Annotated in this window: 25 protein-coding genes and 2 tRNA genes; 1 reads left to right on the forward strand and 26 read right to left on the reverse strand. The window is 64.8% G+C overall.

Going from position 1 to position 26,741, the window contains the following annotated elements; all coding sequences use genetic code 11:
• Window positions 1-108 precede the first annotated feature (108 nt).
• Window positions 109-1,068: a tRNA pseudouridine(55) synthase TruB gene (gene truB, locus ACW7G3_RS03215; RefSeq protein ID WP_456981018.1), complete on the reverse strand. Its 960-nt coding sequence runs from the start codon at window positions 1,066-1,068 to the stop codon at window positions 109-111.
• A 97-nt stretch (window positions 1,069-1,165) separates the two neighbouring features.
• On the opposite strand from truB, the gene ACW7G3_RS03220 reads away from it, so the two are divergent.
• Window positions 1,166-1,519: a hexameric tyrosine-coordinated heme protein gene (locus tag ACW7G3_RS03220; RefSeq protein WP_456981019.1), complete on the forward strand. Its 354-nt coding sequence runs from the start codon at window positions 1,166-1,168 to the stop codon at window positions 1,517-1,519.
• Window positions 1,520-1,528: 9 nt separating this feature from the next.
• On the opposite strand, the gene rbfA is transcribed toward ACW7G3_RS03220, so the two are convergent.
• From rbfA to accD, 25 genes are all read right to left on the reverse strand, one after another.
• Window positions 1,529-1,897: a 30S ribosome-binding factor RbfA gene (rbfA, locus tag ACW7G3_RS03225; protein ID WP_456972824.1), complete on the reverse strand. Its 369-nt coding sequence runs from the start codon at window positions 1,895-1,897 to the stop codon at window positions 1,529-1,531.
• Window positions 1,898-1,908: 11 nt separating this feature from the next.
• Window positions 1,909-4,497, reverse strand: coding sequence for a translation initiation factor IF-2 (infB, locus tag ACW7G3_RS03230; protein ID WP_456981021.1), 2,589 nt, complete (start codon window positions 4,495-4,497; stop codon window positions 1,909-1,911).
• A gap of 136 nt (window positions 4,498-4,633) precedes the next feature.
• Window positions 4,634-6,145 (reverse strand): transcription termination factor NusA, encoded by a 1,512-nt coding sequence (nusA, locus tag ACW7G3_RS03235; RefSeq protein WP_456981022.1) that lies wholly within the window; start codon window positions 6,143-6,145, stop codon window positions 4,634-4,636.
• A 28-nt stretch (window positions 6,146-6,173) separates the two neighbouring features.
• On the reverse strand, window positions 6,174-6,731 hold the full coding sequence (gene rimP, locus ACW7G3_RS03240) for a ribosome maturation factor RimP (protein ID WP_456981023.1): 558 nt from the start codon (window positions 6,729-6,731) through the stop codon (window positions 6,174-6,176).
• Window positions 6,732-6,913: 182 nt separating this feature from the next.
• A tRNA-Met gene (locus tag ACW7G3_RS03245) sits at window positions 6,914-6,990 on the reverse strand.
• 83 nt (window positions 6,991-7,073) lie between these two features.
• Window positions 7,074-8,531 (reverse strand): NADH-quinone oxidoreductase subunit NuoN, encoded by a 1,458-nt coding sequence (gene nuoN / locus ACW7G3_RS03250; RefSeq protein ID WP_456981025.1) that lies wholly within the window; start codon window positions 8,529-8,531, stop codon window positions 7,074-7,076.
• A gap of 13 nt (window positions 8,532-8,544) precedes the next feature.
• A complete protein-coding gene (locus tag ACW7G3_RS03255) occupies window positions 8,545-10,053 on the reverse strand; it encodes an NADH-quinone oxidoreductase subunit M (RefSeq protein ID WP_456972396.1) in 1,509 nt (502 codons plus the stop codon).
• Window positions 10,054-10,066: 13 nt separating this feature from the next.
• The gene (nuoL, locus tag ACW7G3_RS03260; RefSeq protein WP_456981027.1) at window positions 10,067-12,112 is read right to left on the reverse strand and encodes an NADH-quinone oxidoreductase subunit L; all 2,046 of its coding nucleotides are present in this window, start codon (window positions 12,110-12,112) and stop codon (window positions 10,067-10,069) included.
• A gap of 7 nt (window positions 12,113-12,119) precedes the next feature.
• Window positions 12,120-12,443: an NADH-quinone oxidoreductase subunit NuoK gene (gene nuoK / locus ACW7G3_RS03265; protein WP_343256860.1), complete on the reverse strand. Its 324-nt coding sequence runs from the start codon at window positions 12,441-12,443 to the stop codon at window positions 12,120-12,122.
• Entirely contained in the window at window positions 12,440-13,093 is a 654-nt protein-coding gene (locus ACW7G3_RS03270; protein WP_456972400.1) for an NADH-quinone oxidoreductase subunit J, read from the reverse strand. The genes nuoK and ACW7G3_RS03270 overlap by 4 nt, the downstream gene beginning before the upstream one ends.
• 4 nt (window positions 13,094-13,097) lie before the next feature.
• Window positions 13,098-13,586 (reverse strand): NADH-quinone oxidoreductase subunit NuoI, encoded by a 489-nt coding sequence (gene nuoI / locus ACW7G3_RS03275; protein ID WP_456972402.1) that lies wholly within the window; start codon window positions 13,584-13,586, stop codon window positions 13,098-13,100.
• Window positions 13,583-14,680: an NADH-quinone oxidoreductase subunit NuoH gene (nuoH, locus tag ACW7G3_RS03280; RefSeq protein ID WP_456972404.1), complete on the reverse strand. Its 1,098-nt coding sequence runs from the start codon at window positions 14,678-14,680 to the stop codon at window positions 13,583-13,585. The genes nuoI and nuoH overlap by 4 nt, the downstream gene beginning before the upstream one ends.
• Window positions 14,677-16,923, reverse strand: a complete 2,247-nt coding sequence (gene nuoG, locus ACW7G3_RS03285) for an NADH-quinone oxidoreductase subunit NuoG (RefSeq protein WP_456981028.1) — start codon at window positions 16,921-16,923, stop codon at window positions 14,677-14,679. The genes nuoH and nuoG overlap by 4 nt, the downstream gene beginning before the upstream one ends.
• The gene (gene nuoF, locus ACW7G3_RS03290) at window positions 16,920-18,290 is read right to left on the reverse strand and encodes an NADH-quinone oxidoreductase subunit NuoF (protein WP_456981153.1); all 1,371 of its coding nucleotides are present in this window, start codon (window positions 18,288-18,290) and stop codon (window positions 16,920-16,922) included. The genes nuoG and nuoF overlap by 4 nt, the downstream gene beginning before the upstream one ends.
• An 11-nt stretch (window positions 18,291-18,301) precedes the next feature.
• On the reverse strand, window positions 18,302-18,829 hold the full coding sequence (gene nuoE, locus ACW7G3_RS03295; protein WP_456981030.1) for an NADH-quinone oxidoreductase subunit NuoE: 528 nt from the start codon (window positions 18,827-18,829) through the stop codon (window positions 18,302-18,304).
• 5 nt (window positions 18,830-18,834) lie between these two features.
• The gene (locus tag ACW7G3_RS03300) at window positions 18,835-20,064 is read right to left on the reverse strand and encodes an NADH-quinone oxidoreductase subunit D (RefSeq protein ID WP_456981155.1); all 1,230 of its coding nucleotides are present in this window, start codon (window positions 20,062-20,064) and stop codon (window positions 18,835-18,837) included.
• A 77-nt stretch (window positions 20,065-20,141) separates the two neighbouring features.
• Window positions 20,142-20,930, reverse strand: a complete 789-nt coding sequence (locus ACW7G3_RS03305) for an NADH-quinone oxidoreductase subunit C (protein WP_456972410.1) — start codon at window positions 20,928-20,930, stop codon at window positions 20,142-20,144.
• Window positions 20,923-21,510, reverse strand: coding sequence for a NuoB/complex I 20 kDa subunit family protein (locus tag ACW7G3_RS03310; protein WP_456981032.1), 588 nt, complete (start codon window positions 21,508-21,510; stop codon window positions 20,923-20,925). Before ACW7G3_RS03310 ends, ACW7G3_RS03305 begins: the two co-directional genes overlap by 8 nt.
• Window positions 21,501-21,857, reverse strand: coding sequence for an NADH-quinone oxidoreductase subunit A (locus tag ACW7G3_RS03315; RefSeq protein ID WP_456972415.1), 357 nt, complete (start codon window positions 21,855-21,857; stop codon window positions 21,501-21,503). Before ACW7G3_RS03315 ends, ACW7G3_RS03310 begins: the two co-directional genes overlap by 10 nt.
• Before the next feature lie 244 nt (window positions 21,858-22,101).
• Window positions 22,102-22,186 (reverse strand) — tRNA-Leu (locus ACW7G3_RS03320).
• A 48-nt stretch (window positions 22,187-22,234) separates the two neighbouring features.
• Window positions 22,235-22,657 carry a preprotein translocase subunit SecG gene (gene secG / locus ACW7G3_RS03325; protein ID WP_456981033.1) on the reverse strand — a complete coding sequence of 141 codons (423 nt, stop codon included), beginning with the start codon at window positions 22,655-22,657 and terminating at the stop codon, window positions 22,235-22,237.
• A 17-nt stretch (window positions 22,658-22,674) separates the two neighbouring features.
• Window positions 22,675-23,427, reverse strand: a complete 753-nt coding sequence (gene tpiA / locus ACW7G3_RS03330; protein WP_456972831.1) for a triose-phosphate isomerase — start codon at window positions 23,425-23,427, stop codon at window positions 22,675-22,677.
• A gap of 78 nt (window positions 23,428-23,505) precedes the next feature.
• Complete coding sequence (locus tag ACW7G3_RS03335) at window positions 23,506-24,444, reverse strand: isopenicillin N synthase family dioxygenase (protein ID WP_456981034.1); 939 nt, start codon at window positions 24,442-24,444, stop codon at window positions 23,506-23,508.
• 19 nt (window positions 24,445-24,463) lie between these two features.
• Complete coding sequence (gene glmM, locus ACW7G3_RS03340; protein WP_456981036.1) at window positions 24,464-25,813, reverse strand: phosphoglucosamine mutase; 1,350 nt, start codon at window positions 25,811-25,813, stop codon at window positions 24,464-24,466.
• Complete coding sequence (gene accD, locus ACW7G3_RS03345; RefSeq protein ID WP_456972423.1) at window positions 25,810-26,700, reverse strand: acetyl-CoA carboxylase, carboxyltransferase subunit beta; 891 nt, start codon at window positions 26,698-26,700, stop codon at window positions 25,810-25,812. Before accD ends, glmM begins: the two co-directional genes overlap by 4 nt.
• Between the last annotated feature and the right edge of the window lie 41 nt (window positions 26,701-26,741).

The raw sequence follows: 26,741 nt of genomic DNA on the forward strand, positions 1-26,741 counted from the left end.
ACGCACCACAAGGCCCGCCGCTTGCTGAAGTGCCACCGCCCGGACGGACGGTGGATTTGCTTGAAAAAGCTGTGAAATTGTAGCCGCTATGCGGGCTGACAACAAGGATCAGGCCGTATCGCCGCCCTGCGGGCCGGCCCACGAAAACAGTCTGCGCGGGCGCAGCCCGCCGCCTTCATCCACGGTTCCCAGGCCCAGTGCCCGCCCGTCCGGATTGAATATCGCCACCTCCGCGCAGGGTCCAAAGTCGCCTTCCACCGCCTGACCGAATGCCAGCCGCCGCGCCTGAGCGGCATCCACGGCAACCCGCGGCCATCCCGCCATCCCTGCCTCGACCGGCAGCAGGCAGGCTTCCAGCTGCCCAAGGCCACCCTCGGCGAGCTGCTCCAGCTCTTCCATTGTCCACATCCTGGGCCGCGTGAAGGGCTCGACCCACAGCCTGCGCAGCTCGGCCACATGGGCCCCGCATCCAAGGGCTTCGCCCAGGTCGCGCGCCAGGCTGCGTACATAGGTGCCTGAGCCGCACTCGACCCGCAGCCGCAGCAATGGCCCGTCGCCGCTGAACAGCTCACTGCCAGGGAGCAGCTGGAAGGAGACAACCTCCACTTCGCGGGGCTCCACCTCCACTACTTCGCCCCGCCGCGCCTTGGCGTACAGCGGCTCACCGCCGCGCTTGAGCGCGGAATAGATCGGCGGGCGCTGCTGCAGTCGCCCCGTCAGCGCCGCGAGCGCGGATTCAATGGTGGCCACGGACAGGTCCGGCACCGGACGCTCGCGCAGCGGCTGTCCCATCGCATCGTCGGTGTCGGTCACCACCCCCAGCCGGGCGACGGTGTCGTACGCCTTGTGGGCGCCGAGCAGGCCGCCGGCGAGCTTGGTGGCCTCGCCGAAGCACAGTGGCAGCAAGCCTGTGGCCAGTGGGTCCAGACTGCCCGTATGGCCGCCCTTCTCAGCCTGAAACAGGCGCCGTGCACGCTGCAGGGCCTGGTTGGAACTGGGGCCCTGCGGCTTGTCGAGCAGCAGGATGCCGTCGAGCTTCCGGAATTTGATTCGTGGGGGTCGTGACATGTGTGGATTGTAGGCGTTCAGCCCTTGACCTGGATCAGGACCATTGCGCGTCCGACAGAGCCATACTGGAGGCCCTCGACGCTGGGAGGTTCCGATGATGAAAACGTACGCACTGGCTGCCGTCCTGCTGGGCTGCGCGGCTGCCCAGCCGGGCTCCGCTGTCGCCGGCGACACTCCGTCCATGCAGGCCACGGCGCAGGAAGACTACGTGCCCAGCCTGATCACGGAAACCCCATTACAGGGCCGCCAGCTGGCGATCACCCTGGCGCGCAAGACCATCGGCTCGATCCAGCGCGATGACGACGCCAAGCGGCGGGTCCGGGAGAAATACGAAGAGGATCCGGAAATGCTGATGCAGGCGGCTGCCATGGTGACCGCCGAGTTCCGGATCATTGCCGAGGCGAACAATTATTGGCGCGATCGCCAGCCGGCAACCACGCCGGGCGACTGACGCCCGCCGCTATTCGTCCGGCTGATCGTCCGCCGGACGCACTTCGCGCAACAGCTCGTTGATCCTTTCGCCACGATCGACCGAGTCGTCGTAGTGAAAGTGCAGCTCCGGCACGTGCCGAAGCTTGACCTGGCGTGCCAGGCGATAACGGATCTCACCGGCCAGCCCACGCAGGCCCTTGATGGCCTCCTCGGAGCGCTCGGCCTGCAGAGCAGTCACGAACACCTTGGCATGGGCCAGGTCGCGGGTGACCTCCACGTCCGACACGCTGACCGACGGCAGACGATGTTCGTCCACCGCCGCACGCACCAGGGTGCCCAGCTCACGGCGGAGCTGGGCGGAGATGCGATCGGTGCGATTGAATGACTTCATATGGATGACTACAGCGGTTACAGCGTCCGCTGTACCTCGATGCGCTCGAAGCACTCGATCTTGTCGCCCGGCTGCACATCGTTGTAGGCCTTCACGCCGATACCGCACTCTGTGTTCTCGCGCACTTCGTCCACGTCTTCCTTGAACCGGCGCAGCGATTCCAGCTCGCCTTCGAAGATGACGGTATCGTCGCGCAGCACGCGGATCGGCTTGTTCCGCCGGACCACGCCTTCCACGACCATGGAACCGGCCACGGCGCCGAACCTGGAGCTGCGGAAAACCTCGCGAACCTCGGCTGTGCCGATGATCTCTTCGCGGATCTCCACGCCCAGGATGCCCGAGGCCACCTGCTTCACCTGGTCGATCACGTCATAGATGATCGAGAAGTAGCGCAGGTCGAGGTTGCTGGTTTCGATCACCTTGCGCGCGGACGCGTCGGCACGCACGTTGAAGCCGATGATGGTCGCCTTGGCGGTGGCCGCGGCGTTGGCATCGGACTCGTTGATGCCACCCACGCCGGAAACAATGATGTTGATCCGGATGTGCTCGTTGGACAGCGCCGTCAGCGCCTGCTTCAGCGCCTCCACCGAACCCTGCACATCGGCCTTGATGACCAGGTTCAGCTGCAGCTGCTCCGCCTGGCCCATCTGCGCCATGATGTCTTCCATGCGGCTGCCGGCGGTCTGCACCAGACGGCTTTCGCGCTGGCGCTGTTCGCGCTCCTGGGCCACTTCACGCGCCAGGCGCTCATCCTCGACCACCGCGAAGTCGTCACCCGCATCGGGCACGCCGGACAGGCCAAGCAACTGGACCGGAATCGACGGGCCGGCATTTTCCACGTTCTGCCCGGTCTCGTCGAACAGGGCACGGACCCGGCCGAAATGAACACCGCAGACCAGGAAGTCGCCAACGCCAAGCTGGCCCTGCTGCACCAGGACGGTGGCCACCGGGCCACGCCCCTTGTCGAGCGAGGATTCGATCACCGTACCAACGGCCCGGCCTTCGCCAACCGCGGTCAGCTCCAGCAGTTCGGCCTGCAGCAGGATTGCGTCCAGCAGATCGTCGATGCCCAGCCCGGTCTTGGCGGAGATCTCCACCATCTGGATATCGCCACCGAACTCTTCGGAGACCACCTCGTGTTCCAACAGCTCGTTCTTGATCCGGCTGGGATCCGCGGTGGACTTGTCGATCTTGTTGATCGCGATGATCAGCGGCACCTCGGCGGCACGCGCGTGCTGGATCGCTTCGACCGTTTGCGGCATCACGCCATCGTCGGCGGCGACCACGATCACCACGATATCGGTCAGCTTGGCGCCACGGGCGCGCATCGAGGAGAACGCCGCGTGACCCGGGGTGTCCAGGAAGCTGACCACGCCCTTGTCGGTTTCCACGTGGTAAGCGCCGATGTGCTGGGTGATCCCGCCGGCCTCGCCGGTGGCGATACGCGTGCTGCGGATGTGATCGAGCAGCGACGTCTTGCCGTGATCAACGTGGCCCATGATGGTGACCACCGGCGGCCGCGCAACCGCGTCGCCGTGAACTTCACCCACGTGGGCAAGCAGTTCGCTCTCGGCGTCATCAAGACCGGCGCGCACAGCCACGTGGCCCAGTTCCTCGGTGACCAGCACCGCGGTGTCATGGTCGATGGACTGGTTGATGGTGGCCATCACACCCATCTTGAACAGGGTCTTGACCACATCGCCGCCCTTCATGGCCAGCTGTTGCGCCAATTCCGCGACAGTGATGGCATCGCCCACTTCCACCTCACGCACGACCGGCGCTGTGGGCCTTTCGAATCCGTGTGGACCGGCACCTGAGCGGGCCTGGCCAACCTGACGGCGCGGACGACCCTTGCGGGCGGTCGAGCGACGGGCGCGATCGTCCGCGCTCAGGTGCAGCTGGCCGGCAAAGCGGGCTGCGCCCCCTTCCTTCTCGCCACCGCGACCCTTGGTGTGCGCAGCACGCGGGGTCTTCGGCCGCTGGCTGGCCCGATCCTCACGTGCAGGCGCAGGCTTGCCGTGCACAGGCTTGCGCGCAGGCGCCTCCTCTTCGGCAGGCGGCGGAGCCGCGGCTTCTTCAGCCTCCTTGCGCACGCGTTCGACCTCGGCGGCCTCTTCCTGGCGCTTGCGCTCGGCATCTTCAACCCGGCGCTGGTCCTCTTCGGCCAGACGCTGCTGTTCCTGCAGGTTCTGCTGCCTGGATTCCTCGAGCTTGCGAAGGATCTCCGCACGCTCGTCATCCCCGCCAGCGGCCGCCACGGCCGCGGCTGCGGCGGCAGTCTGCTGCTCGGTAGGCTTGACCAGGGTGACCTTCTTGCGCACGACCACGTCGACGGTCTGGCGGTTACGCCCGCCGCCCACGGTCAGCTCCTGCTTGCGGCTGCGGTTGAGCGTGATTTTTTTCGGCGCGGCAGCAGTACTGCTGCTCTGCGCACCGGCGCCTTGGGTGCGCCGGAGAAAGCCGAGCAGCTTCACCTTCTCGGTGCTGGTCACGACCTGGTCGGGATCGCTGAACTCCATGCCGGCCTCGGCCAGCTGTTCCAGCAGTTTCTCGACCGGTGTATTCACCAGGGCGGCCAGCTTTCGGATGGTGGTTTGTTGCGACATTCGGATTCCGTGTCCAGGGCGACGGCGTTCTGCCACCGCGGGATGGTTCAATTCTAACGGTTGCCGGGAGAATCTTCCGGTTCCCGCCCTTGGGGCGGGCCCGGTGCAATCCCGGTTGCCACGGGCGGTCGGCTGATCAGCCTTCAGCCTCCAATCGAGCGATTTCGTCGGCGCGAGCGGAAAGGATCAGCGCACCTGCGCGCTCCTCGTCCAGGCCCTCGACGCCGAAGTCGAGCAATTCATCGGTGCCCAGCTCCGACAGGTCTTCCACGGTACGCACGCCGTGCGAGGCCAGTCCGTAGGCAACCGCCTCTTCCATGCCCTCCAGCGCCAGAAGCTCTTCGGAGGGTCCGTTCTCGCTCAACTCGGCCTCAAAAGCCAAGGCATCGTTGAGCAGAGACTCGCGGGCGCGGGCGCGCAGTTCCTCGACGATATCCTCGTCGAAGCCCTCGATCGCCAGCAATTCCCCGACCGGCACGTAGGCGATTTCCTCCACCGTGCCGAAACCTTCGGCCACCAGGATTCCGGCGATTTCCTCGTCGACTTCCAGCTTTTCCTGAAACAGCTCACGGGCAGCGGTCTGCTCGGCTTCGGACTTGGCGACCACCTGGTCCTGGGTCATCACGTTGAGCTGCCAGCCGGTCAGGCGGCTGGCCAGGCGCACGTTCTGGCCGCCCTTGCCGATCGCCTTGGCCAACAGCTCCTCAGCCACCGCCAGGTCCATGGAATGCTTGTCCTCGTCAACGACAATGGACTGCACTTCCGCCGGAGCCATGGCGTTGATCACGAACTGCGGCGGGTTGTCCGACCACAGCACGATGTCCACGCGCTCACCGTTGAGCTCATTGGACACCGCCTGGACGCGCGAGCCGCGCATGCCGATGCAGGCGCCGATCGGGTCGGTGCGATTGTCATAGGCGATCACGGCGATCTTGGCACGGTCACCAGGGTCGCGGGCACACGCCTTGATCTCGACCAGGCCCTGGCCGACTTCCGGCACTTCCAGCTTGAACAGCTCGATCATGAACTCGGGCGCGGCGCGGCTGATGAACAGCTGCGGGCCGCGCGGCTCGCTGCGCACGTCGTAGAGATAGCCGCGGATGCGGTCGCCGGCGCGAACCACGTCACGCGGGATCGCCTTGTCCTTGGGAATGAAGGCCTCGGCGTTGCCACCCAGGTCCACGAACACATTGCCGCGCTCGACGCGCTTGACCACGCCGGTCACCAGCTCGCCAACCCGATCCTTCCACGCGTCCACAACCTGCGCACGCTCCGCTTCGCGGACGCGCTGCACGATCACCTGCTTGGCAGCCTGGGCGGCGATGCGACCGAACTCGGCGTTCTCGACCTGCTCTTCGATGTAATCGCCCACTTCGACGCCTTCGGCCTCGTCGAGCGCGTCCATCAGCCTGAGCTGGCGATCGGGCGACTCCATCACTTCATCGTCTGCAACCACTTCCCAGCGGCGGAACGTCTCGTAGCTGCCATCTTTGGGATCGACCGACACCCGGGTCAGGACATCCTGCTCGGGGAAGCGCTTCTTGGCGGCAGTGGCCAGCGCAGCTTCGATCGCCTCCAGGATCACCGATTCCGGTACGCCTTTCTCGCTGGCGACGGCGTCGATGACCATCAACAGTTCCTTGCTCATTCTGTTACGCCTCTGACTATCTCGGGATTCAGTGTTTGCGCTTTCCGGGACGCCTGCCGCGCCCGGGCCTGTTGTTTTCAGGTACGGCCAGTCCCAGCGCCGCCCAGTCGGGCACCAAACGTGCCCGCTCGATGTTTCCAAATGCGACTTCGAACGGTTGACCGTCAACCTCAAGCTGTACGGTCTGCTCATCCGCAGCCACGACCTTCCCCTGCAACCTGCGGCGCCCCTCATGGGGAAGCTTCAGGGTGATCTTCACCGCTTCGCCCAGGAAACGTTCGAAGTGGGCAGGGGTGAACAGCGGCCGATCCACGCCGGGAGAAGAGACCTCCAGCGTGTAATTGCCGGTGATCGGATCTTCAACGTCCAGCTGCGCCGATACTTCACGGCTGACCGCCTCGCAGTCATCCACGGTCACGCCCTGCCCTTCCATCTCCGCACCGGCCTCAGCGCCCGGCTTGTCGATATATAGACGCACCAGCGAGCCGCCCGGCGTAGGCAGATATTCAATGCCCAGCAGCTCAAGCCCCAGCGCCTCCACTGTGGGCGCCAGCAGCTGTGTGATCGTGCTTGCCTTGTCGGCCAAAGGCCAGTCCTCCGGGTGTTGTTCGAATGCCGGAAAAGACAAAGGGCCCGGCGGGCCCCTTGTCCGATACCACAGGATTTCGGTATCACAGTGCGAGCAGGTGCACTGTGACTCAACCCATCCGCGACTGGATCAAGCCGGATAGCTTCTTTTGAGGAAGCTATCCACCAATCGCGAAAAGCTGGTAGCGGGGGCAGGATTTGAACCTGCGACCTTCGGGTTATGAGCCCGACGAGCTGCCAGACTGCTCCACCCCGCAACAGAAGAACTATTATGAAGGCGTTTAACTTTTATTGCAAGCCTTTACGGCCAGTAGGACCCAAACATCAGACCCCACTTCCGTCAGCCCGCGAACGCCTGTTGGCACAGGGCCATCAGCGGGCTCCAGAACAGGCCCAGGCCCAGCAGTGCGAGCGCATTGATCGCAAATACGGTGCGTAGTGTACCACCCTGCCTCTGTGCCAGCGGCTCCCCTGCCGGCTCATCAAAGTACATGACCTTGACCACCCGCAGGTAGTAGAACGCGCCGATCACAGCGAACACCACACCGACAATGGCCAGCCACATGAAGTCGCCTGCCAGCGCGGCTTGCAGCACCGCCAGCTTGGCCCAGAAGCCCAGCAGCGGAGGTACGCCGGCCAGCGACACCATGATCACCAGCACCAGGGCGGCCATCCATGGGCTGCGCGCGTTCAGACCCTTGTAGTCCTCGATCTCGTCCGCCTCGAAGCCCTTGTTCGACAGCATCACGATGGCCCCGAACGCCGCTGCCGACATGATCGCGTAGACAATGGCGTAGAACATCGCTGCAGCGAAACCTTCGGGCCCGCCGCCGGCAATTCCAAGGAACAGGAAGCCCACGTGCGAAACGGTTGAATAGGCCAGCATCCGCTTCAGGTTGCTCTGCGCGATGGCGACCAGGTTACCGATCGCCAGCGACAGCGCGGCGAGCAGTGCCAGGAGCAGCTGCCAGTTGTCCGACATCGGGCCCAGGCCCTGCTCGAACAGGCGCCAGGCCAGACCGAACGCGGCCAGCTTGGGCGCCGAACCGATAAACAACGTGATCGGTGTGGAAGCGCCGTGGTAGGTATCCGGAAGCCACATGTGGAACGGTGCCGCACCGAACTTGAAGGCCACACCGACCACCGAGAACACCAGGCCCGCCAGCAGCAGGGTGCGGTCTTCACCGGTCACCGTCGCGGCGGCAGCGTTGATCGCGTCCAGATACAGCGTGCCGGTTGCGCCGTAGATCAGCGACAGACCGTAGAGCAGCAACCCGGAGGAGAGCGAGCCCAGCACGAAGTACTTCATGCCGGCTTCCGTGGCCAGCTTGCTGTTGCGGTCCACCGCAACCAGTGCGTACGAGCACAGCGCCAGCAGCTCCAGGCCCAGGTAGATCATGGTCAGGTTACCGGCCGAAACCAGCAGCATCATGCCGATCACGGCAAACAGCACCAGGATCGAGATCTCGCCGCGGTACAGCCCCCGCTCGCGCATGAATGGCCACAGGTACACCAGCGCCAGCGCGGAAATCAGCAGGGTGACGAACTTCAGAGCGTCCGAGGCGGTGTCACGAATGAACAGGCCTTCCATCACTTCGCCCTGCCCGCCTACCCCCATAGCGATGAAAGCCGCGGCAATAAGCAGGGTGGCGACGGACAGCGCGTGGGTAATCACGCGGCGGCGCTCGTCGAGGAAAAGATCCAGCATCAGCAGTCCGAACGCGCCGGCGACCACCGTCAGCTCCGGGAGCAGCGGTGCGAATTCGGCGAAGGTGCGGACTGGGGCTACGAACGTCATCGCGACATCATCCTCAAAGCTTGGTGGCGGTCAACAGTTCCGCCAGTTGCGCGATGGATGGCTCCATCAGGTTGGTCAGTGGCATCGGCCAAACGCCGATCCCCAGCACGCCAGCGGCAAAGACGCCCAGCACCAGGGCCTCGCGGCCATTGATGTCCTTCAGTCCTGCCACGTGGGCGTTTGAAACCTCGCCGTAGAAGATCCGCTTGACCAGCCACAGCGAGTACGAGGCGCCGATGATCAGGGTCAGCGCGGCTGCAAAAGCGATCAGCGGGCTGGCCTGGAACGAGGCCATGATCACCATGAACTCGCCGACGAAACCGGACGTGCCCGGCAGGCCGGAGTTGGCCATGCTGAACAGCACGAAGAATGCGGCGAACCAGGGCATCACGGTGGCTACCCCGCCGTAATCGCGGATCCGCCGGGTATGCATTCGGTCATAGAGGATGCCAACGCAGCTGAACATGGCGCCGGAAATGAATCCGTGGCTGATCATCTGCACCATCGCGCCCTGCAGGCCCAAACGGGCCGCGTCGGCGTCACCGCTTCGCACCAGGATGAACGCCAGGAAGATACCCAGGGTCACGAAGCCCATGTGCGAGACCGACGAATAGGCGATCAGCTTCTTCATGTCGTCCTGTACCAGGGCGACCAGGCCGACGTAGACCACCGCGATCAACGACAGCAGGATCATCAGCCAGGCCCATTCCTGGCCGGCGTCCGGCACGATCGGCAGCGAGAAACGGATGAAGCCGTAGCCACCGATCTTCAGCATGATCGCAGCCAGGATCACCGAGCCGCCGGTCGGCGCTTCCACGTGCGCGTCCGGAAGCCAGGTGTGCACCGGGAACATCGGGATCTTGATCGCGAAGCCGGCCATGAAGGCGAAGAACAGCCACATCTGCTCGGTTGCGGTCAGCGGCAGCGCGTACAGGTCGGGAAGCTGCCAGCTGCCGCCCTTCTGGTACAGGTAGATCAGGCCGATCAGCATGAAGATCGAGCCCAGGAACGTGTACAGGAAGAACTTGATCGTGGCGTAGACGCGCCGCGGCCCGCCCCAGACACCGATGATGATGAACATCGGGATCAGCATGGCCTCGAAGAACACGTAGAACAGCATCGCGTCCACGGCCGAGAACACGCCGATCATCATGCCTTCCAGGATCAGCATGGCTGCGAAATACTGGCTGACCCGGGTGTTGATCGAAGTCCAGGCGCCAATGAGCACCAGCGCCGTGGTCAGCGTGGTCAGCACGATCAGCGCTGCCGAAATCCCGTCGGCACCCAGGTGGTACTGGATGTCGAACGCGGGGATCCACTCCCTGCGTTCCAGGAATTGCAGCCCGGGAGCGGCAAAATCGAATCCGGTCAGCAGCAGGAGGCTGATCAGGAAGATCACCACCGCCGACCCGAGTGCGACCCAACGGGCAGCGCCCGGTCGTGCGTTTCCGCATGCCAGAGTAAACAGGCCGCCCAGGATGGGGAGCCAGATCAGAAGACTTAGAAGAGGCCAGTTCGACACGTATCTGTTTCCGTCAGCGCCAGTGGCGGATAAGCACGGCCAGGAGCAACACCAGGCCAATGATCATCACGAATGCGTAGTGGTAAAGGAGACCGGTCTGAGCGCGGCGCGACACCGAGGCCACCAGGCCAACAATGCGCACCGCACCATTCACGATCAGACCGTCGATCACTTTCTCGTCGATCCAGCGGGACACCCGGCCCAGCTGAAGGCTGCCACCGGCAAAGCCCTTGATCCACAGATCGTCAGCCCAGTACTTGTTTTCAAGCACCTTGACCGGCAGGCGCAGGGCCTGCCTGGCGCGGTCAGCCAGCTCCGGCCGCCACCAGTACATCGCGGTAGCCAATGCGAAGCCGAGCGCGGTCAGCCAGAACACCGGGGTGACAAACCCATGCAGCGCGAATGCCACCGGGCCGTGCCAGAGCTGCTCGCCCAGCAGGGCCACCGTATCGCGGGCCGCGGCCAGGTCGATCGCGCCGGTGAAGAACGGCACCTGCTCGATCGTGCCCGCCCAGTTGGTGCCGAACAGCATCGGCCCGGCGGTGAAGAAACCGATCGCGATGGACGGGATGGCCAGCAGCACCAGCGGCAGGGTCACCACCCAAGGCGACTCGCGTGGCTCAACCGGCCCATGGTGTTCATCGTGCCCGTCATCGGCGTGCGGGGCCGCATCGCGGAAACGCTCCTTGCCGAAGAAGGTCAGGTACAGCAGGCGGAAACTGTAGAAGCTGGTAATGAACGCACCCGCCAGCACAGCCCAGTATCCGTAGGTGCCTACCCAACCCATCCGCTCGGCAGCATGGCCGGCCGCTTCGATGATGGTGTCCTTGGAGTAGAAGCCGGAGAAGAACGGCGTGCCGATCAGGGCCAGGGTGCCGATCACCATGGTCCAGAACGTCACCGGCATGTACTTGCGCAGGCCACCCATGCGGCGCATGTCCTGCTCATGGTGCATGGCGATGATCACCGAGCCGGCACCCAGGAACAGCAGCGCCTTGAAGAATGCGTGCGTCATCAGGTGGAACACCGCCGCCGAGTAGGCCGACACGCCCAGCGCCACGGTCATGTAGCCCAGCTGCGACAACGTCGAGTAAGCCACCACGCGTTTGATGTCGCTCTGCACGATGCCGATCAGGCCGGTGAAGAAGGCCGTCGTTGCACCAATGAACAGCACGAACGCCAGCGCCGCATCGCTCAGTTCGAACAGCGGCGACATCCGCGCAACCAGGAAGATACCCGCGGTGACCATCGTGGCCGCGTGGATCAGCGCCGAAATCGGGGTCGGGCCTTCCATCGAATCCGGCAGCCACACGTGCAGCGGCACCTGCGCGGACTTGCCCATGGCACCGATGAACAGCAGCACGCAGATCACCGTGGCCGCGGACCACTCAACGCCCGGCAGGAACTCGAGGATCTGGCCGCCGCCCACGGTGGCGTCGGCGCTGGCAAATACGGTCGCGTAATCGAGCGTGCCGAACATGTAGACCACGGCGCCGATGCCGAGCAGGAAGCCGAAGTCACCCACCCGGTTGACCAGGAACGCCTTCATGTTGGCGAACACCGCGGAAGGCTTCTTGAACCAGAAGCCGATCAGCAGATACGACACCAGGCCGACCGCTTCCCAGCCGAAGAACAGCTGCAGGAAGTTGTTGCTCATCACCAGCATGAGCATGGAGAAGGTGAACAGCGAAATGTAGCTGAAGAACCGCTGGTAGCCCGGGTCATCCTTCATGTAACCGATGGTGTAGACGTGCACCAGCAGCGACACGAAGGTCACCACCACCATCATCATTGCGGTCAGGCGGTCCACCATGAACCCGACGTGGGCGGAGAAACTGCCCACCTCGAAGTAGGTGTACACGTTCTGGTTATAAGACGCGGCGCCCTGCACCAGCTGCCAGAGCACCCAGCCCGAAAGCGCGCAGCTGATCGCCACGCCCAGGATGGTGACGGTATGCGCGCCGGCGCGGCCTACCTGGCGTCCGAACAGGCCCGCGATGATCGCGCCCAGCAGCGGTGCCAGGACGATGACCAGCAGGTGGGTTGTTGAAAGTTCCATTGCCCGCCTACCCCTTCAGCAGATCGATGTCGGCGACGTTGATGGTCTGCCGGTTGCGGAACAGCGCGACCAGGATTGCCAGGCCGATCGCCGCCTCGGCGGCCGCCACCGTCAAGATGAAAAACACGAACACCTGGCCGGATGCTTCCCCGAGCTCGCGGGAGAACGCGACGAAGTTGATGTTGACCGACAGCAGCATCAGTTCGATCGACATCAGCAGCACGATCACGTTCTTCCGGTTGAGGAAAATGCCGGCAACGCTGATGCAGAACAGCACCGCACCCAGCGCCAGGTAGTGGCCCAGGGCCAGGCCCTCGCCAAGGAAACTCATCGCTTGTCCTCCCCGTCCGGAGCCTGTCCATCCGCGGGCACATCGCCCGTGCCGCGGGTCGGGCCCGCCTTCATGCTGACCAGGCGTACGCGATCAGCGGCCTGCACCCTCGACTGCTCGCCCAGATTCTGGCGCTTGGTGCCTTCCCGGCGGGTCAGCGTCAGGGTCACCGCGGCGATCACCGCCACGGTCAGGATCAGCGCCGCGATTTCAAACGGCAGCAGGTAATCGGTGAACAGCGTGTAGGCCACCCAGGCGGTATTGCCGGCTTCGGCCCCTTCCGGCTGCGCCGGGAACGGCACGCTGCGGGCGTGCAGCCCCAACACGGTCAGGATCTGGATGAGCATGGTCACCGCCACCACCAGCCCGACGGGCAAGTAGCGCACGTAGCCTTCCCGCAGTGGCGCGATATTGATGTCCAGCATCATCACCACGAACAGGAACAGCACCATGATGGCGCCGACATAGACCAGCACCAGGGCAACGCCGAGGAACTCGGCCCCGATGAGGATCCAGGTGCAGGCGACCGAGAAGAAGGTCAGCACCAGGAACAACACCGAATGCACCGGGTTGCGGACGCTGATCACCCCCACCGCGGCCATGACGGCAATGGCGGCAAACGCGAAAAATGCGAGCGTTACGAAGTCCATCGTCTTACCTGTATGCGGAGTCGGCGGTGCGGCGTTCTGCGATCTCGGCCTCGAGCCGATCGCCGATCGCCAGCAGCTGTTGCTTCTGGACCACGTTCTCACCGCGGTTTTCAAAGTGGTATTCGTGCACGTGGGTCAGCACGATCGAATCGACGGGGCACGATTCCTCGCAGAACCCGCAATAGATGCACTTGAACAGGTCAATGTCGTAGCGCGTGGTCCGGCGCGTGTTGTCATCGCGCTTTTCCGAATCGATGGTGATCGCCAGCGCCGGGCACACCGCCTCGCACAGCTTGCAGGCAATACAGCGCTCTTCCCCGTTGGGGTAGCGGCGCAGTGCGTGCAGCCCGCGGAAACGGGGTGACTGGGGCACCTTCTCCATCGGGTACATCAGCGTGTACTTCGGCCGCCACAGGTACTTGAACGTCAACGCCAGGCCGCGGAGCATTTCCAGCAGGAACAGGCTCCGGAACCAGCTAGCAAAACGGTTCATCGCTGCACTCCTTCCAGGATGCCGAAGTAGGCCATCAGCGCGGTCACCACGATCCAGGCGATGCTGATCGGGATGAACACCCGCCAGCCAAGGCGCATGATCTGGTCATAGCGATAACGTGGGAACGAGGCCCGGAACCACACGAAACAGCTGGCAAAGAAGAACGCCTTGGCAAACAGCCACCACCAGCCGTCTCCCAGCAGCACCGAAAGCACCGGCACCTCGGGGATCCACGACGCGGGGAGCGGCGACAGCCAGCCACCGAGGAAGAACGTAGCGGTCAGGAAGCTGATCAACAGCATGTTGGCGTACTCGGCCAGGAAGAACAGCGCGAACGCCGACCCGGAGTACTCCACCATGTGCCCGGCCACAATCTCCGACTCGCCCTCGACCACGTCGAACGGCAGGCGGTTGGTCTCGGCCAGGCCGGAGACGAAATAGATCACGAACAGCGGTGCAAGCGGCAGCCAGAACCAGCTGAACAAGCCTGCCCCACCCTGCTGCGCCATCACGATGTCGCTCAGGTTCAGGCTGCCGGCGGCGATCAGCACGCCCACCAGCGAGAAGCCCATCGGGATCTCGTAGCTGACCATCTGTGCGGCGGCACGCATGCCGCCAAGGAAGGCGTACTTCGAGTTCGACGCCCAACCCGCGAGGATCACGCCGTAGACGCCCAGCGCGGTCATCGCCAGCAGGTACAGCAGTCCGGCGTTGGCGTTGGACAGCACCAGCTGCACGTCGAACGGCACCACGGCCCAAGCCGCGAAGGCCGGTACCAAGGTGATCAACGGAGCCAGGAAGAACAGCACCGGGTTGGCCCGCGTGGGCCGGATCACTTCCTTGAACAGGAGCTTGAAGACGTCCGCGAACGTCTGCAGGATCCCGAAGCCGACGTACTTGGGCCCATGACGGATGTGCATCCAGCCCATGAGCTTGCGCTCCCACCAGACGTAGAACGCCACAGCAAGGATCACCGGCACAGCGATGGCCAGGATCTTGAGCACGATCCAGATGACCACGCCGATGGCCCCAAGCCCGAGCAGGAATTCGTGCAGCGGTGCCAGCCACTGGGTCAGAACTTGCGCGGTGTTCATGCCGGCAGCACCTCCAAGCGACCGGCCGCCAGGGCAGCGGTTGCACCGTAGCCGCTTTCAGCCCAGACAGAACCGGCAGCAACGCGGTCGCTGACCGATGCCTTCAGGGTGGCGGTGCCGGCATGGTTGGAAACCTTCACCATGGCGTCTTTGGACACTCCAATGCGTTGTGCATCATCCGGATTGATGCTGATTTGAGGACCAAGGGTGAGTGGGTGCGCCTGCAGCGCTGCCGCCCTGCGGACCACCGCATCGCTGCGGTAGATGGCCGGAGAGATAGCCAGCTCGAAGCCGTTGTTGCCAGCGTCCACGCTGGCACCGACGGCCTTCGACCTGTCGTGCTGCGGGGCCCCAGCGGCCTTGATCCCGGCGCGAAGCCCGGCAAGATCGGTGAACTCGAAGCCCGGAAGCTCAAGGCTGCCACCCAGGGCACGCAGCACGCGCCAGCCGGCACGGGCCTCGCCCGGCAGCTTGGCTCCCGCCACGGCCTTCTGGTCGCGGCCGTCGAGATTGGTCAGGGTCGCGTCGATCTCGGGCAGTGCGCCCACCGGCAGGATCACGTCGGCCACGGCCCGCGTGGATTCGCACGCAAAATGGCTGAACGCAACCACCTGGGCGGCCTTGAGTGCCTGCAGCGCAGGCGCCTGGTCGGCGAAATCCAGCCCGGGCTCGATCCCGTACAGCACATAGGCAGAGCGCGGCTCCACCAGCATGGTGCGGGCATCGCGCGAGGCCGGCAGCACACCCGCCCTGGTCAGGCCGAGCGCGTTCGCACCCTGCGGGATCCGGCACAGCGCGGCGCCGGTGGAACCGGTCAGCGCGGCAACCGCTGAACGGATGGTGGCTGCGTGCGGACCGGACTCGGCCAGCGCGCCAACAATCACCGCGGCGCGGTCGGCGTTGCGCAGGATCCCGGCAAGCTCGCCGGATTCGAGCGCGTCGGCAATACGCGACGGAGCGACGATCCGCTTGCTGGCGATATCGAAGGTGAATTCGAAATCGACCGGGTTGATCACATGTACCTGTGCGCCCTTGCGCCAGGCCTGGCGCACGCGCTGGTGCAGCAATGGCACTTCGTGGCGCAGGTTGCTGCCCACGATCACCACCACGTCGGCAGTGGAAACATCGGCTACCGGCATGGCAAACGGTTCGGCCGCCCCGGCACCTGCGGCATCCACCTGACCGATCCGGTGATCGATGTTGGCGGTTCCCAGGCCCTGTGCGAGCCGCGCCAACAGCGCGCCCTCTTCGTTCGAGGTGGCCGGATGCACCAGGATGCCCAGGTCATCAGCGGCGTTGTCGCGCAGGATCTGCGCGGCACGGCCCAGCGCTTCGTCCCAAGACGCCTCGCGCCAGGCATCGCCGTCGCGCAGCATCGGCACGGTGGCGCGATCTGCGGCGTACAGGCCCTGGTGCGAGTAGCGGTCGCGGTCGGACAGCCAGCACTCGTTGACTTCTTCGTTGTCGCGCGGAACCACGCGCATGGCTTCGCCACGGCGCAGGTGCACGAACAGGTTGCTGCCCAGCGGGTCGTGATAGCCCAGCGACTCCTTGGCAATCATTTCCCACGGGCGTGCGCGGAACTGGAACACCTTGTTGGTCAGCGCGCCTACCGGGCAGACGTCGATCACGTTGCCGGACAGCTCGGTGGTCAGCGGCTTGCCGTCATAGGTGCCGATCTGGCGGTTCTCACCTCGGTACATCGTGCCCAGCTCATGCGTGCCGGCGATTTCCTCGGTCACGCGTACGCAGCGGGTGCAGTGGATGCAGCGGGTCATCTCGCTGGCAACCAGCGGCCCGAGGTTCTCGTCGGCCACGGTGCGCTTGCGCTCGACGAAGCGGCTCACCGAGCGGCCATAACCCATCGACAGGTCCTGCAGCTCGCATTCGCCGCCCTGGTCGCAGACCGGGCAATCCAGCGGATGGTTGATCAGCAGGAATTCCATCACGTTGCGCTGTGACTTGAGTGCCTTTTCGCTGCGGGTGGAGATCTTCATGCCATCCATGACCGGCGTGGCACAGGCCGGCGCCGGCTTGGGCATCTTTTCCACTTCAACCAAGCACATGCGGCAGTTGGCCGCGATCGCCAGCTTGTCGTGATAGCAGAAACGGGGGATCTGGATCCCGGCCTTGTCGGCGGCCTGGATGATCATCGAACCCTTCGGCGCCGCCATTTCCACACCGTCGATGAAGACGGTGACGTGGTCCGGGGGAAGGTTCGGATTGACTGGCTGGGCGCTCATGCCACTACCGCCTTGGGCACCACGGTGCCGTTGCGTTCGTCATCGACCAGGAAGCGGCCGTTGACGATCCTGTATTCGAATTCGTCCCAGTAGTGGCGCAGGAAACCCTGCACCGGCCAGGCCGCGGCTTCACCGAAGGCACAGATGGTGTGACCTTCAATCTGCCCGGCCGCTGCACGCAGCACATGCAGGTCATCAACCGTTGCCAGCCCGTCAACGACGCGGGTAATCATGCGATGCATCCAGCCGGTGCCTTCGCGGCACGGGGTGCACTGGCCACAGCTTTCCATCATGTAGAAGCGGGCGATGCGCTGGCAGGCACGCACCATGCAGGTGGTGTCGTCCATCACGATCACGGCGCCCGAGCCGAGGCCGGAGCCGGCCTTCTGGATGCTGTCGTAATCCATGGTCAGACCCATCATGGTCTCGCCCGGCAGTACCGGCATCGAGGAGCCACCCGGGATCACGCCCTTGAGCTTGCGCCCCGGCGGCACTCCTCCCGCGATCTCCAGAAGTTCGCTGAACGGGGTACCCATGCGAATTTCGTAGTTGCCCGGCTTCTGCACATGCCCCGACACCGAGAAGATCTTTGAGCCGCCGTTGTTCGGCTTGCCCAGATTGAGGAACCATTCCGGCCCGTTGCGCAGGATCGCCGGTACCGAAGCAAAGGTCTCGGTGTTGTTGATCGTGGTCGGCTTGCCGTACAGGCCGAAGTTGGCCGGGAACGGCGGCTTGAACCGCGGCAGGCCCATCTTGCCTTCCAGCGACTCCATCAGCGCGGTTTCCTCACCGCAGATGTAGGCGCCCGCGCCCAGCGCGTTGATGATGTCGATGTCCACGCCCGAGCCAAGGATGTCCTTGCCCAGCCAGCCGTTGGCGTAGGCCTCGGCCAGTGCCTCTTCGACGTGGTCGAAAGGCTCGTGGTGGAACTCGCCGCGCATGTAGTTGTAGCCCACGGTGGAACCGGTGGCATAGCAGGCGATCGCCATGCCCTCGATCACCGAATGCGGGTTGTAGCGCAGGATGTCGCGGTCCTTGCAGGTGCCCGGCTCGGACTCGTCCGAATTGCACAGGATGTACTTCTGCATGCCCGAATCCTTGGGCATGAAGCTCCACTTCAGCCCGGTCGGGAAGCCTGCGCCGCCACGACCACGCAGGCCCGACTGCTTGACCATCTCGATCACGTCGGCCGGCGGGATTTTCTCTTCCAGCACCTTGCGCAGCGCGCTGTATCCGCCGGTCTTGAGATAGTTCTCATAGGACCAGGGCTTGTCGAAGTGCAGCGTCGTGTAGACAGCCTGATGCTCCGTGGGAGCCGGACCAACCGGTCCGCGACCCTCGGAAACCTTGTTGAAGTAATGCGCCATCGTGCTTCGACTCACTTCAGTCCGTCGAGCAGCTCGTCCACCTTCGCGGTGGTGAGCTTCTCGTGGTAATGGCCGTTGATGAGGAGTACCGGCGCGCCGCAGCAAGCGGCCACGCACTCCTCCTCACGCTTGAGGAACACGCGACCATCGGTCGTGCTCTCGCCCAGCTTGCAGCCCAGCTTCTTTTCGGCGTGGGCAACCAGCGCATCGGCGCCGTTGAGCCAGCAGCTGATGTTGGTGCAGAAGGCCACGTTGTTGCGGCCGACTTCGCCGATGATGAACATCGAGTAGAAGCTGGCCACCTCGTAAGCCCATACCGGAGGTAGATCAAGGTACCGGGCCACTGCGGCGATGATCTCGTCGCTCAGCCAGCCCCCGTTCTGCTCCTGGGCGGCGAACAGCGCCTGGATCACCGCCGAGCGCTTGCGGTCCGCGGGAAAACGGCCCACCCAATGGTCAATCGTCGCGCGGGTGTCGTCACTGAGCGCCACCATCGGGTCGACGTTGCGCGCCTTCTCGAAATTGCCTGTCGCTTTCATCGTCCTTACCTGTCGATCTCGCCGAACACGACGTCATAGGTGCCGATCATGGCCACCACGTCGGACAGCATGTGTCCCCTGACCACCGTGTCCATGGACGACAGGTGGGCGAAGCCCGGCGCGCGCAGGTGCACGCGGAACGGCTTGTTGGCGCCGTCGGAAACCAGATAGCAACCGAACTCGCCCTTGGGCGCCTCCACTGCCTGGTAGGTCTCGCCCGCCGGCACGCTGTAGCCTTCGCTGAACAGCTTGAAGTGGTGGATCAGCGCTTCCATGTCGTCCTTCATCTCCTCGCGGGAGGGAGGCGCAACCTTGTAGTTGTCGACCATCACCGGGCCGGGGTTGGCCTTCAGCCAGGCCACGCACTGCTCGACGATCCGGATCGACTGGCGCATCTCGGCCATGCGCACCAGGTAACGGTCGTAGCAGTCGCCCTCGGTGCCCACTGCGATGTCGAAGTCGACTTCCGCGTACTTGGCATAGGGCTGGGTCTTGCGTAGATCCCATTCCACACCGGAGCCGCGCAGCATCGGGCCGGTCATGCCCCAGGCCAGCGCCTGTTCCGGCGGAATCACGCCAATGCCGACGGTGCGCTGCTTCCAGATGCGGTTGTCAGTGAGCAGGGTCTCGTACTCGTCGATGCGGCCTGGGAAGTCCTTCGCAAAGGCTTCCAGGAAGTCCAGCATCGAGCCCTCGCGCCATTCGTTGAAGCGCTTGAGCTTGGCACCCTTGCGCCACGGCGATTCGCGGTACTTCGGCATCGCGTCCGGCAGGTCGCGGTACACGCCGCCGGGACGGTAGTACGACGCGTGCATGCGCGCGCCACTCACCGCCTCGTACACGTCCATCAGCTCCTCGCGTTCGCGGAACGCGTAGAGCATGACCGCCATCGCACCCAGATCCAGCGCGTTGCCGCCCAGCCACATGAGGTGGTTGAGGATGCGGGTGATTTCGTCGAACAGCGTCCGGATCCACTGCGCGCGCTCGGGCGCCTCGATCCCCATCAGGGTCTCGATGGAGCGAACGTATGCGTGCTCGTTACACATCATCGACACGTAGTCGAGGCGGTCCATGTAGCCGATCGAATGGTTGAACGGCTTGGACTCGGCCAGCTTCTCGGTGGCGCGGTGCAACAGGCCCACGTGCGGATCGGCGCGCAGCACCGTCTCGCCTTCCATTTCCAGGATCAGGCGCAGCACGCCGTGCGCGGACGGATGCTGGGGACCGAAGTTCATCGTGTAGCTGCGGATCTCCCGGTCGGGGGAGTCGATGTTCACGTCAGCAGCTCCAGTTCCAGGGTTGGGAACCGCACTCATTTCACTGCTCCTGCATCGGCCGGGCCGATACCGGTGGTCGGGCTGTAATCAACCTGCTCACCGGCCGAAGTGGCGTAGCGGGCGTCGTCGCGGATCACCTTGGGCACGGTCACCCGCGGCTCCACCGAGGTCACCGGCTCGTACACCACGCGCTTGCGCTCCGGGTCGTAGCGGACCTCGACGTTGCCGATCAGCGGGAAGTCCTTGCGGAACGGATGGCCGACGAAACCGTAGTCGGTCAGGATCCGGCGCAGGTCCGGGTGGCCCTGGAACACGATGCCGAACAGGTCGAACGCCTCGCGCTCGAACCAGTTGGCCACCGGCCAGATACCGGTCAGCGACTCCAGCATCGGCACTTCTTCATCCGGGGCGAACGCCGTCACCCGCAGGCGCAGGTTGTGCTGTACGGACAGCAGCTGCACCACCGCGGCAAAGCGCCGCTCGGGCACCGGCACGGCGCCCTCGCCCGCCGGCTGCGCCAGCTGCTGGGTATGGGTCTGGCCGAAAGCGAAACGCCCGGGGCCGCGACCGACAACGCCGCGGCTGTACCCATGCGAGGACACGCCGGTGTCCCACTCGTCGGTGCCGTACCCCAGGGTGTCCACGCCGCACAGGTCGATCAGCTGCTCGAAGCCGAACTCGTCGCGCAGCGCCTGGCAAGCGGCCAGCCACTGGTCGGCCTGCAACATGATTCCAGCTTCCGCGCGCGAGCCGGTCACGCTGACCTCGGCTCCGGCGAAGCGTTCACGCAGGCGATCCGCCAGCGCCATATGCCGATCAGCCATTGCGCTGCCCCGTCGGCTCATCACCAAAGTTGCTGGCGCGGCGGATCTTGCGCTGCAGCTGCAGGATGCCGTAGACCAGCGCCTCGGCGGTCGGCGGGCAGCCAGGCACGTACACGTCAACCGGGATCACCCGGTCACAGCCGCGCACCACCGAATAGGAATAGTGGTAGTAACCGCCGCCATTGGCGCAGCTGCCCATGGAAATCACCCACTTGGGGTCGGGCATCTGGTCGTAGACCTTGCGCAGCGCGGGGGCCATTTTGTTGACCAGCGTTCCCGCCACGATCATCACGTCGGCCTGTCGCGGCGACGGGCGGAAGATCACGCCGTAGCGGTCCATGTCCATGCGCGCGGCGCCGGCGTGCATCATTTCCACAGCGCAGCAGGCCAGGCCGAACGTGACCGGCCACATCGAGCCGGTACGCGCCCAGTTCAACAGGGTGTCCGCGTTGGTGGTGACGAATCCGCGCTCCAGCAGCGGGTTGTCACCCCCAGGGCGCAGGATGTCATCCAGCCGCGCCTCCGGTTCCGGATTGCTGGCCATGTCAGCAATCTTGCGGATTGTCTGCGTCACTCCCATTCCAGGGCTCCCTTCTTCCAAACATAAATGAAGCCCAGCAGCAGCAGGCCCACGAAGATGCCCATCTCCACCAGTCCCACCATGCCGAGGTCGCGGAAGACCGTGGCCCAGGGGAGGATGAAGATGATTTCAAGGTCGAAGACGATGAACTGGATCGCGATCAGGTAATAACGCACATCGAACTGCATGCGCGCATCTTCGAAAGCTTCGAAACCCGATTCGTACGGCGACAGCTTCTCTGCGTTCGGGCTTCTTGGCCCGAGCAGCCGACCAATGATCAGCAGGGCGACGCCAATGCCTGTGGCGACGATCAGGAACAGCAAAGTGGGCAGGTATTCGGCCAGCACGCGTTGTTCTCTCGGCTAGCGGCCGCATCGCGGCCGTCGCTGGGCGCTTTCGCGCCGGGAGACCATCCTTCGCAATGATGGAAGGTCAAAAAAAACGGGACCCGAAACAACCGGATCCACCTGTTCAATTGTAACCAATCCTGTACCGGTGAGTAAAGGATTGTAAATGTCTACGCACGGACAAAATACCCCGCGCTGGGCGGGGCTGCGATATTGGCGCGATTAATCGCGCCGGCGTGGTTGTTGGTGCCCAAGAGGGGACTCGAACCCCTACGACTCTCGTCGCTACCACCTCAAGGTAGTGCGTCTACCAATTCCGCCACCTGGGCATTGAAACCGCTTTGAAACCCTGCGCAACCCGGGGATTGTACCCCCTGTCAGTTGTCTCCCGTCTCCTGCTCGGGGAGTTCCGCCGGTGCCTGGGGGACGGTGGGCACGGAGGCCTCTCCGGCCGGCGGCGTGACCGCGGGCGCCTGGGGCACGGCGGGATCAGCCACGGGCGCCTGCGGCACCGTCGGGATCGAACCCATGATGCCCATGTCCTGCTGCAGCTGGCCCTGGTTGGCGCTGCGGGTGGCGAACCAGGCCATGGCCAGGGTGACGGCGAAAAACGCAATCGCCAGCCATTTGGTCGCCTTGGTCAGGAAACTGGCCGAGCCACGTGCGCCGAAGACGGTCGCCGAAGCGCCACCGCCGAAACCGGAGCCGGCCGCGGCGCCGGAGCCGCGCTGCATGAGGATCAGCACCACCATGGAAATGGCGATGAGCACGAACAGGATGTTGAGTACGTACAGCAGCATCGGATCGGGTCCGTTGGTCAGCGCGCCGCAGCGGCGATGATGGCGAGGAAATCCGCGGCCGCCAGGGAGGCGCCGCCAATCAACCCACCGTCTACGTCCGGCTGCGAAAACAGCGCGGGGGCGTTGTCGGGTTTGCAACTGCCGCCATAGAGGATCGGCAGCGAGCCGGCGATTGTAGCATCGTGCCTGCCCGCCTCGCTACGGATGAACGCGTGGACTTCCTGCGCCTGTTCCGTGGTTGCGGTACGCCCGGTACCGATGGCCCAGACCGGCTCGTAGGCAACGATGGCCCCGTCCAGCGCCTGCGCGCCGCCAATTTCGAACACGGGAGCCAGCTGGCTGCCGATCACGGCCTGGGTATTGCCCGCCTCGCGGTCCTCAAGGGTCTCGCCAACGCACAGGATCGGCACCAGGCCGGCCGACTTGGCCGCCATGAACTTGCGCGCCACCACGGCGCTGTCCTCACCGTGGTACTGACGGCGTTCCGAATGACCCACCAGAGTATGCGTGGCCCCTACGTCGGCCAGCATGGCCGCGGAGGTTTCACCGGTGTAGGCACCGTTGGGGTGTTCGCTCACATCCTGGGCACCGAAGGAGAAACCGCGCCCCTTCCAGTTGCCAACCAGCTCCGGCAGGTAGGGATACGGCGGCAGCACGATGGCCTGCACGCCTTCAGCCACGCCCACGGCAGTCATGCCCTGCAGCAGCGCGTTGGCAAACGCGCGATCACCGTTGAGCTTCCAGTTTCCTGCCACGATCCGTGGGCGCATATCGTCTCCAGATGAAGTCATGAGGGGTATCAATTCTATCCGCCGGCGCCGGACGCGATCCGGCGCCGGTGGCGGTGCTTATTTGAGCTTGATTTCCTTCAGCCGCTCGTCCAGGAAGCCCTGGGCGGTGATCGGCTCGGGGTAGCGGCTCGGGTTGTCGGCGCTGATGCACGAGGGCAGCACGTCGATCAGGAAGTCCGGGTTCGGATGCAGGAAGAACGGCACCGAATAGCGCGGATTGCGCGCCTGCTCCCCCGGCGGGTTCACCACACGGTGGATCGTCGACGGGTACGTGTGGTTGGTCAGGCGCTCAAGCATGTCGCCGATATTGACCACGATCGTGTCGGCCTCGGAAGTGAACGGTACCCACTCGCCCTGCTTCGACAGCACCTCCAGCCCGGCCGCGCTGGCACCAACCAGCAGGGTGATGAAGTTGATGTCGCCATGCGCGCCTGCGCGCACGTTGGGAATGTCGTCGGCGGTGATCGGCGGGTAGTGGATCGGCCGCAGGATCGAGTTGCCGAAGTTGGTCTTGTCGGCGAAGAAGTCCTCCGCCAGGCCAATGTGCAGCGCCAGGGCGCTCAGCACGCGCGAACCCAGCGCGTCCAGGGCCTGGTACAGCCCGTAGCCGTGCTCGCGGAACCCGGACACTTCCTCCGGCCACTGGTTCGGCGGCATCACATCGCGGTACTTCGAATCGTCGGAAATCTCCCGGCCGATGTGCCAGAACTCCTTGAGGTCGAAGTGCTTGGAGCCCTTTGCGGTCTCCACGCCGAACGGGGTGTAGCCGCGCGCGCCGCCGCCGCCGGGCACGTGGTATTTCATCTTGGCTTCTTCGGGCAGCGCGAAGAACGACTTGAAGGCCCCGTAGGCGGCATCGATGTCGGCCTGCGGAATGCCGTGACCGTTGATGCCGGCGAAGCCCCACTCGCGGTAGGCGGCGCCCAGTTCGGCCACGAAGGCGTCACGGTCGCTGTCGAAACGCCGGATATCCAGCGTGGGAATGCGTGAAGACATTTCGATCTCCGTCAATTGTTCAGGCCGCGGCCGCGCGTACCACCGCGGCCAGGGAATCAAGGGTCTGCTGCATCAGCGCATCGTCGTCGGCTTCCACCGTCACCCGCACCACCGGCTCGGTGCCGGACGGCCGCAGGAAGGCGCGGCCCCTGCCCTGCACCGCGGACTGGGCGCTGGCCAGGGCCTGGTGTACTTCAGGCGCGTCCACCGGCAATTTGCCGTTTTCATAGCGCACGTTCACGGTCTTCTGCGGGACCTTTTCCAGGCCCTGCAGTGCCTGCTGCAGGCTGATGCCACGCCGCTTGAGCACCTCCAGCACCTGCAGCGCGGCAACGATGCCGTCACCCGTGCTGGCGCGATCCAGGCACAGCAGGTGCCCGGATGCTTCGCCACCCAGCACGCCATCGTGCTCGAGCAGCGCCTGGTGCACGTGGCGGTCGCCCACCTTCGCGCGGATGAAGCCGATGCCACGTTCACCCACGGCCCGTTCGAAGCCGTAGTTGGTCATCAGGGTGCCCACTACCGGCCCCGTAAGGCGCCCGGTCTCCTGCCAGTCGCAGGCAAGAATGTAGAGCAGGTCGTCACCGTCGACGATGCGCCCGTCCGGCGCGACGAACATGACCCGGTCGCCGTCGCCGTCGAAGGCGATGCCCAGGTCCGCGCCCGTTGCCTCAACGTGCTTCACCAGCGCGTCGGGATGGGTAGTACCCACACCGTCGTTGATGTTCAACCCGTTCGGGTCCGCACCGATGGCGTTCACACGGGCACCCAGCTCGCGCAGCACCAGCGGGCCGACCTTGTAGGTGGCGCCATTGGCGCAGTCCATGGCCACGTGCATGCCATTGAGATCGAAGCCACGGGGCAGCGACGCCTTGCAGGCTTCCAGATAACGGCCCACCGCATCGCGGGTACGTACGGTCTTGCCGATCCTGTCCGAGTCCACAGTGCGGAACGGCTGCTCCAGCGCGGACTCGATCGCCAGCTCGGTGGCATCGTCCAGCTTTTCGCCTTCGTGGGAGAAAAACTTGATGCCGTTGTCGTGGTGCGGGTTGTGCGAGGCCGAGATCACGATCCCGCCATCGGCGCGCAGCGAGCGGGTCAGGTGCGCGACGGCCGGCGTTGGCATCGGCCCCATCAGCTGCACATTCACCCCGGCCGCGACCAGGCCGGCCTCAAGGGCCGCCTCGAACATGTAGTTGGAGATGCGGGTGTCCTTGCCGATCACCACCAGCGGCTTGCGGCTCCCTTCCCTGCTTTCCACCAGCGCATGGCCATAGGCGTTGCCCAGGCGCAGCACGAAGTCCGCGGAAATCGGCGACTGCCCGACCCGGCCGCGGATACCATCCGTGCCAAAGTACTTCCGGCTCACGCAGCCACCTCGGGATCAGGTGCGGGCTGCGGCTGCTTCATCATCATTGCCAGCAGGCGGGAGATGCGGTCGCGAAGCTCGCGCCGGTCGCAGATCTGGTCGATCGCACCGTGCTCAACCAGGAACTCGCTGCGCTGGAACCCTTCCGGCAGGGTCTCGCGCACGGTCTGCTCGATCACCCGCGGCCCGGCAAAGCCGATCAGCGCTTCCGGTTCGGCCATGTTGATGTCACCCAGCATGGCGAACGACGCGGAGACGCCGCCGGTGGTCGGATGGGTCATGACCGAGATGTAGGGCAGCCCGGCCGCACGCAGGCGCCCAAGCGCGGCCGACGTCTTGGCCATCTGCATCAGCGAGAACAGGCTCTCCTGCATGCGCGCTCCGCCGCTCGCGGCAAAACAGACGAACGGGCACCCCAGCTCCAGGGCGCGCTCGACACCGAGGGCGAAACGCTCGCCGACCACCGAACCCATCGAACCGCCCATGAAGGCGAAGTCGAAGGCGGCGGCCACGATCGGCTGCTGCTTGAGCGTGCCTTCCAGCACCACCAGCGCGTCGCGCTCACCCGTGGCTTTCTGCGCGGCCTTGATGCGATCGCTGTAGCGCTTCTGGTCGCGGAAACGGAGCACATCGGTTGGACCAAGCTCGGCGCCGATCTCGGTGCCGGCGCCCGGATCAAGGAAGCCGCGCAGCCGTGCACGCGCGCGGATGGCGCGGTGGGCATTGCACTTCGGGCAGACCTCGAGGTTCTGCTCCAGCTCCGGGCGATACAGGATCGCGCCGCAGCGGTCGCATTTTTCCCACAGACCCTCGGGCACGTTGCGTTTGCGCGGGGCACCGGTTTCGGTGCGGATGGCACCGGGCATCAGTTTTTTCAGCCAGCTCAATTCGTTTTCGTCCGTTGTGATGATCGACGGCGGCGCGCCGG

Source organism: Luteimonas sp. A478 (assembly GCF_054052025.1).